Genomic DNA, 6,520 nt, shown 5'->3' on the forward strand with positions numbered 1-6,520 from the left:
CTTTAAACTTCTGTTATATTCTTTCCAGTTGCAAACTTTTTGTAGCTTTGACATACACACTTGTGGTTAAGTTTTTTGTCGATTTACTACTTTTCTTAGTTCGCAGCTACTTTTTTTTATATCTACGCAACAAGGTCTTGCGGGAATGACGGCTATCCACACAAGCACAATGCTAAACTCACATATTTAGCACCTTTAAACCGATAGAAATAGTCGGCGAAGAGGCAGTCTTTGTGATTCCTCTGTTTCTATCGGCTAGATAATCGGAATAAATCTTTGCAGTAATTCTAACACAATCTTTAGCATATGTCACCCTAATAGTTCGAGTAAGTAAATTTGGAGAACGTCTAGAGAGGTCAATACGTGCACCAAAGCCTATAGTCCAATTTTCCGCTAGCTGATAATTTATGTCTCCATAAAATTGTCGTACTCTATTATTTGAAACCTTTATACTTTCTACGGAATAATATTTTTTAAGGTTTGTAAGCTGAATAAAACTACCTAGCAAGTTAATCTTATCATAGTTAAAATTTCCTCCCACCTCATCTCTAATAGGTCTGAAATATTTATCTTTCCGAAAGCTATAAAACACTTCTAAATTATTAGAAAGATTACCTAGAATCTGTCCTACATTTTCCGTATCATCCGCAGGCAAATCTATACTATATCTTGTATTACGTGACTGTCCTAAAAATAATTTTAAATAATTTTCTTCTTTAGCGATACTAGTATTTAAGCCGTAACTTAATCTATTACCGAAATCATGGCAATCAATACCGCTATAACGATTTGATAAAAAGATATTCTTTTCGGATAATTCATATTTAGCAGGATCAATTATAACAAATTTTTTATCTTTCTTAGATAGTTTACGTCCTATAGTAAAAGAAACTACCGGCTCAATAAGTAAATTTATCGTTTTTGTTGTATTACCTACTAACGGATAACGCCATAAGGTTTGCAATTCCGGTATATTCCTTTGAAATGATTTACTTTCTCTCGTCTTATCTAAATAAGCCCGTCTAGCAAGATAAAAATCACCTCTATCTTTTGCTACAAAATCAAAAATTTGCCCTGAAGAAGTAAGCACATTCTGCATAAAGGATAGTTGCAAAGAGGTTCTAGCGACTTGTTTCCCTATTCTTTCTTTGTACATTAACGTATTATTTTCAACAACGATATGGCTGTTTTCATTATCATTCAAATTTATCACGTTTTTTGTATTGATTTTCGGTAATACTAACGGGTCAGTATATTTACTATCATTACTACCTAAGCCTTGAAAACTTAATCCTTCCGCCGAAAAATAATCAGCTTCATGAATTTTGTTTAAGAATATTTTAGAAGTTAAATATGAAGCGTAGTTATTATAATAATTTTTTAAATAAGCTTTATCCGATGTACGCTCCACCCTGAAGCCGTAATCATAAACTTTATCGGTACTAATAAAATTACCGCTTGCTATATAATGATAAGAAGAAGCATTTTTATTTTTTACTATATTTCCGTCTTTTTTTAGAAAATACGGTAATTTACCGTAACTACCTTGAAAATTCATATTATCGGTATCATTCGGGCGATCACGTGCTTCTAGCTCATAAGTTTGATATTTACTAAAAATCCTTGGAGTGAGAGTAAAATCCATATTAGGTTTTGCACGTAGATATAGAGGTATACCAAACCCTTTATTTTTGACGTCAGGTACCAATAATCCGGAAGTTGCAGGGGCCGTAGGAGTCGGATGAAAAAAATACGGTAAGTAAAAAATCGGTACGCCGTATACTTCAAAAAACACGTTTTTATAAACTACTCTATGTTCTTCAGAGTAAATATAAGTATCCTTAGCAGCAATTTGCCAAATAGGGTTTCTATTACAAGTAACATCGCAAGGGGTAAATTCGGCATGGTGCAGCTTAAGATTATTTTCGTCTATTCTTTCGGCAAGTTTAGCAATTAAAAGATTATTATCACCGGAAAGTAAAATGAATTCCGATATAATCCCTTTCTTAAATTCGTCTTTTAAAACTGCTTTATCACCCTCTATTATTCTGTTTTGTTTATCCTTAATTCGGATATTACCTTCTGCCCATAAAATATCATTTTTTATATCATAAAGTAAATTATCTGCCGTTAATAAATACTCATCCGTGATAATTCTTATATTACCTTTAGCATATATCAAATCCTGACTTTCGTTATACTCTACGAAGTCGGCTATCATATTACTAATTTTAATATTCTGACCATTCTTAGAAAGATCGGCAAAGCTTACCAAAGAAAATATTATGATAATAAGCAAGCATATTATTCGCAATAGCATTTATATTAATAAATATATTTTAATAGTAAAAAATAATAGCAAGCTATTAGTAATATATCAAATAATAAAAAATTTTGCTTGCTCTTTTGAGAGTAGCAAGGTTATTCTATTGAGGTAACGTCATTGCGAGGATATGCGTAGCATCGACGTGGCAATCTCGTCAAACTTCCTGAGATTGCTTCGTCGAAACTTATAGCTTCTCCTCGCAATGACGAATAATGCACTACTCTCAGCCCCAAAAAACCAAGAATAAAATGCTAGACAATTTCATTGCAAATCAAGCAACCAAAGAGTTTTCAGTTAGTGAGATTTCTAATAAAATCAAAGAATTATTAGAAAATAATTTTGGCTATATTAAGGTAAAAGGAGAAATTTCAGGTTTAAAAATAGCAAGCTCAGGTCATGCTTATTTTAACTTAAAAGAAAATACCGCTATTTTAGCTTGTACTTGCTGGCGTCCTATTCTTGCTAAAATCAAATTTCCTTTAAATGACGGTATGGAAGCGGTGATTAGCGGCAAGCTTTCAAGTTATGCAGGTAATTCACGCTATCAATTATCGGTAGATAATTTGCAGCCTGCAGGACTTGGCGCTATGTTGCAAATTCTAAATGAACGCAAAGCTCGTTTAGAAAAAGAGGGGCTATTTAATAAAATACGTATTCCTATACCCTTTTTACCTGATAAAATAGGCGTTATCACTTCAATAACCGGTGCTGTTATTAAAGATATTATTCATCGCATTCGCGAACGTTTTCCAACTCGGATAATAATATGGCCGGTTAGCGTACAAGGCGAAAATTCCGGCAATGAAATTGCTGAAGCAATTGAAGGATTTAACAATTTAGAAGAGATAAATAAACCAAGTGTTATAATTGTTGCTAGAGGCGGCGGTTCTATAGAAGATCTTTGGTCATTTAACGATGAGATATTAGTACGTGCCGCTTATAATTCAAAAATTCCTATTATTTCCGCAGTAGGTCATGAAGTGGATTATACTTTAATAGATTTAGCAGCCGATAAAAGAGCTCCAACACCGACTGCTGCCGCAGAATTTGCTGTACCGGTACGGTCTATTTTCAATAATACTCTACAATCTTATGAAAAAATATTATTGAATAATACTAGCGGGTTAATTAAATATCACGAACAAAATATAATAAATTACGATAAAATACACAGATATCTCTCGCACTATATGAATAATAAGCAACAATTACTGGACGAAACCGGTTTTAATTTGCTAGATGCTTTACCGTGCTTTATTGAACTACAAGAAACAAAGATTAAATCTTTTTCTAAAGAAAGAGTTAACCCTGCTAAAATACTCAATTACAAAACATTAGAATTAACACATCAAACAGCTTATCTATCAAAATCGGCAAATAATACTTTGAAAAATTTTGAGTATAAATTAGAATTAAATAGTACGTTACTTGCAAGCCTTGATTATAATAACGTATTAAAACGAGGTTTTGCTATAGTTAAAGGAGAAACGGGTAATTTTTTATCTTCTAAAATTACTGCTGTAGATGAAAAAATTTTTAATATTAGATTTTCTGACGGCGAAATTAAGGTAGTTCGTAATACCGTCATTGCGAGCGACTAAAAGGAGCGTGGCAATCTCAGGAATTAGTATTACCTCATGAGATTGCTGTGTCGCTTCGCTCCTCGCAATGACGATAAAGTATTGCCGCGGGATGACACGTTAATTTAAAAAAATACAAACCATGAAAACTTTAAAGCTTTTTATTTTTATACTTCTCGTTCCTAAAAATTTTTATGCTTTGAGCATAGGTGCAAACGAACAACAAGCAATTTTAGAATACGAGGAGACAGCCGATAAAAAACTTTGATAAATGCCGGTATATAAATGAACCTTACCAATACTTAATTGCTACTTCAAACGGTCATACTACCGTTTCTGGTATGGATATAGAATTAATTAACGCTGTTGCTGCAAAAATAGGTATCAATATTAAGTATAATCAAGATAGCTGGTATCAGGATCAATTAGATATTCAAAGCGGAAATACCGACATGGCAGCAGGAGCTACTTATACTACTGAGAGAAGTAACTATGCTTATTTTTCAAAGCCTTATCGTCTTGAAGAATTATCATTATTTATTATTGAACCGCTTGCCAAAAAGTTAAATTTCCAAAATGTTAATGAACTAGCAGCACAAATACGTCTATTTAATCTTCAGTTAAGAATAGTGAAAGGTACTGTATACGGAGAACCTAAATTTACGGAGTTTTTATATAATGAGAAAAATCAAGATATAATTAGAATATATCAAAATAATATGGAATTGATAAACGGAATAATCAAGAAAGAAATTGATGGTTTCATTAGTGATCGAATTGTCGGTGCCGTTAATATTTTAGGAAGAACAATGGACAGGAATATATTAGAAGTTCCCTTAAATATTAAAACTCCCCTACATTTAATGTTTAGCAAAAAAACCGTATCTTTAAATATAGTTGAACAATTTAATTTTGCGATAGATGATTTTCTTGCAAGTAACAAGTATAAAAAAATTATTAAGACATATATATCATATTCTATTGCCTAAATCTATAGATTCTCGTTGGTGCCATGTTATAGGTTTACTTGGTTGCCTTGCTTTTGCTTTTTCGGGAATTATTTTGAGTAGCAGAAAAAATAGTACTTTATTCGGTACATTTTTATTTGCGGTATTACCATCTGTTAGGAGCTGTATAATGTTAGATTTAATAGTAAACCATGATACCGGACATTTAAACTTCTACTTTACTCCTTCTTATTTCTATTACATATTTGTAGTAGTTTTACTCGGTTTTACAATTATTAAATTATTCAGCTATTATAATAAGCAGATTGCTGAAGATAATTATTTAGAACAATCATTAAATAATATAGTAGCAATTTGCGATTCATTCGGACAAGCAACTTTTATAATTATAGGAGTTACAATGGTTATTATTCACAAAATTGAGCCTCTAAGTTTTTGGGGACCGTTTTTTGCTTTCATTACGGCTAATTGTGGTGCAATATTACAAGATTTTATTATGAAAGAAAATTCAATTAAGAAGGTACCAAGAGGCGTTAATATTGAAATCACTATATTATGGGGTATAGCTTTTAGCGTATTATTAGATATGTATGGTAGTAATCCAAATTATCATACAATAAAATATTCAATGATTATAGTAATTTCCGGAGCATTTATTACTAGTCTCTTAGTCTATCATTTTGGTTTTCTTGAGTGGCGATTCCGTAATGAAAAATTAGAAGACATAGAAAAACAAACATGAAGATAGCTACTTGGAATATTAATTCCATAAAAACAAGACTTAATTTATTGCATAATTTTTTATCTAAAGAAAATCCGGATATTTTATTATTGCAAGAAATAAAATGCGAAACCGAAAAATTTCCTTTTGATGAATTATCCGATCTACCTTATAATTTTTATGTTCACGGGCAAAAATCATATAACGGTGTTGCTATAATTTCAAAATTTCCTGCCGATGAAATGATTAAGGATTTTTCGAATAATTACTGCAGTGATCAAGCAAGATTCTTAGAAATAAAATTATCATTACCTATAGGGTTTTGTAATATAATCTCTCTCTATGCTCCTAACGGTTCATTTGTCGGTAGCGATAAATTTGTAGCAAAGCTAGCATTTTATGATAATTTTATTAATTATCTATCAACTAAAAAATCTTTTGACGAACAAACTATCATAGGCGGTGATTTCAATATTGCGCCGTTCGATATAGACGTATATTCACCTAAAGCTCTTGCTGAAACTACTTGTTTTACTGAAATTGAACAAAAAAAACTACGTACTATTCTAAATTCCGGATTTGAGGATTTATATAGATTGATACATCCGAGTAAACAAGAATTTTCATGGTGGGATTATAGAGCCGGATGTTTTGAACAAAATAAAGGTATGCGAATTGATATGATTCTTGGTTGTAATAATACTATTGACTATTTAGAAAATTGCTATATGGATTATAATTTAAGGACTCAAGAAAAACCTTCGGATCATATACCGGTAATTGCAAGTTTTAAGGGGTAGTCAGGGTTGTCCAACTCGTCATTCCCGCGTAAGCATTGTTGCGTGGAGATTAAAAAAAAGTCAATATAGCGCTTAGAGTATATGTAGAAGTCAAGATTTAATCTTACAGACATTATAAAAATTAT

At 31.6% G+C, this 6,520-nt stretch carries 5 protein-coding genes and 1 pseudogene; 5 read left to right on the forward strand and 1 reads right to left on the reverse strand.

Annotated elements, in window-relative coordinates; genetic code table 11:
- Positions 1 to 178: 178 nt before the first annotated feature.
- Complete coding sequence (locus tag KYQ89_RS05370) at positions 179 to 2,320, reverse strand: LPS-assembly protein LptD (protein ID WP_218460725.1); 2,142 nt, start codon at positions 2,318 to 2,320, stop codon at positions 179 to 181.
- Between KYQ89_RS05370 and KYQ89_RS08375 the strand changes: the two are divergent.
- The 5 genes and pseudogenes from KYQ89_RS08375 to xth all read left to right on the forward strand — a co-directional run bounded on the left by KYQ89_RS08375 (position 2,286) and on the right by xth (position 6,395).
- A pseudogene (locus tag KYQ89_RS08375) lies at positions 2,286 to 2,493 on the forward strand (hypothetical protein). The gene KYQ89_RS05370 and the pseudogene KYQ89_RS08375 overlap by 35 nt on opposite strands.
- Before the next feature lie 81 nt (positions 2,494 to 2,574).
- Positions 2,575 to 3,927 carry an exodeoxyribonuclease VII large subunit gene (gene xseA, locus KYQ89_RS05375; protein WP_218460726.1) on the forward strand — a complete coding sequence of 451 codons (1,353 nt, stop codon included), beginning with the start codon at positions 2,575 to 2,577 and terminating at the stop codon, positions 3,925 to 3,927.
- Between the two features lie 320 nt (positions 3,928 to 4,247).
- A complete protein-coding gene (locus KYQ89_RS07910) occupies positions 4,248 to 4,895 on the forward strand; it encodes a substrate-binding periplasmic protein (protein WP_256621419.1) in 648 nt (215 codons plus the stop codon).
- Positions 4,888 to 5,616: a trimeric intracellular cation channel family protein gene (locus tag KYQ89_RS07915; RefSeq protein ID WP_256621421.1), complete on the forward strand. Its 729-nt coding sequence runs from the start codon at positions 4,888 to 4,890 to the stop codon at positions 5,614 to 5,616. The genes KYQ89_RS07910 and KYQ89_RS07915 overlap by 8 nt, the downstream gene beginning before the upstream one ends.
- Positions 5,613 to 6,395 (forward strand): exodeoxyribonuclease III, encoded by a 783-nt coding sequence (xth, locus tag KYQ89_RS05385; protein ID WP_218460727.1) that lies wholly within the window; start codon positions 5,613 to 5,615, stop codon positions 6,393 to 6,395. Before KYQ89_RS07915 ends, xth begins: the two co-directional genes overlap by 4 nt.
- The last annotated feature ends 125 nt before the right edge of the window (positions 6,396 to 6,520 follow it).

The organism is Rickettsia sp. TH2014 (assembly GCF_019249195.1).
GTDB classification, from domain to species: Bacteria; Pseudomonadota; Alphaproteobacteria; order Rickettsiales; family Rickettsiaceae; genus Rickettsia; species Rickettsia felis.

Bases quoted from the DNA above. Each gene is read 5' to 3' on its own strand.
- xseA (WP_218460726.1), top strand. From the start codon at position 2,575: ATGCTAGACAATTTCATTGCAAATCAAGCAACCAAAGAGTTTTCAGTT.
- KYQ89_RS07910 (WP_256621419.1), top strand. From the start codon at position 4,248: ATGGATATAGAATTAATTAACGCTGTTGCTGCAAAAATAGGTATCAAT.
- KYQ89_RS05370 (WP_218460725.1), bottom strand. From the start codon at position 2,320: ATGCTATTGCGAATAATATGCTTGCTTATTATCATAATATTTTCTTTG.
- xth (WP_218460727.1), top strand. From the start codon at position 5,613: ATGAAGATAGCTACTTGGAATATTAATTCCATAAAAACAAGACTTAAT.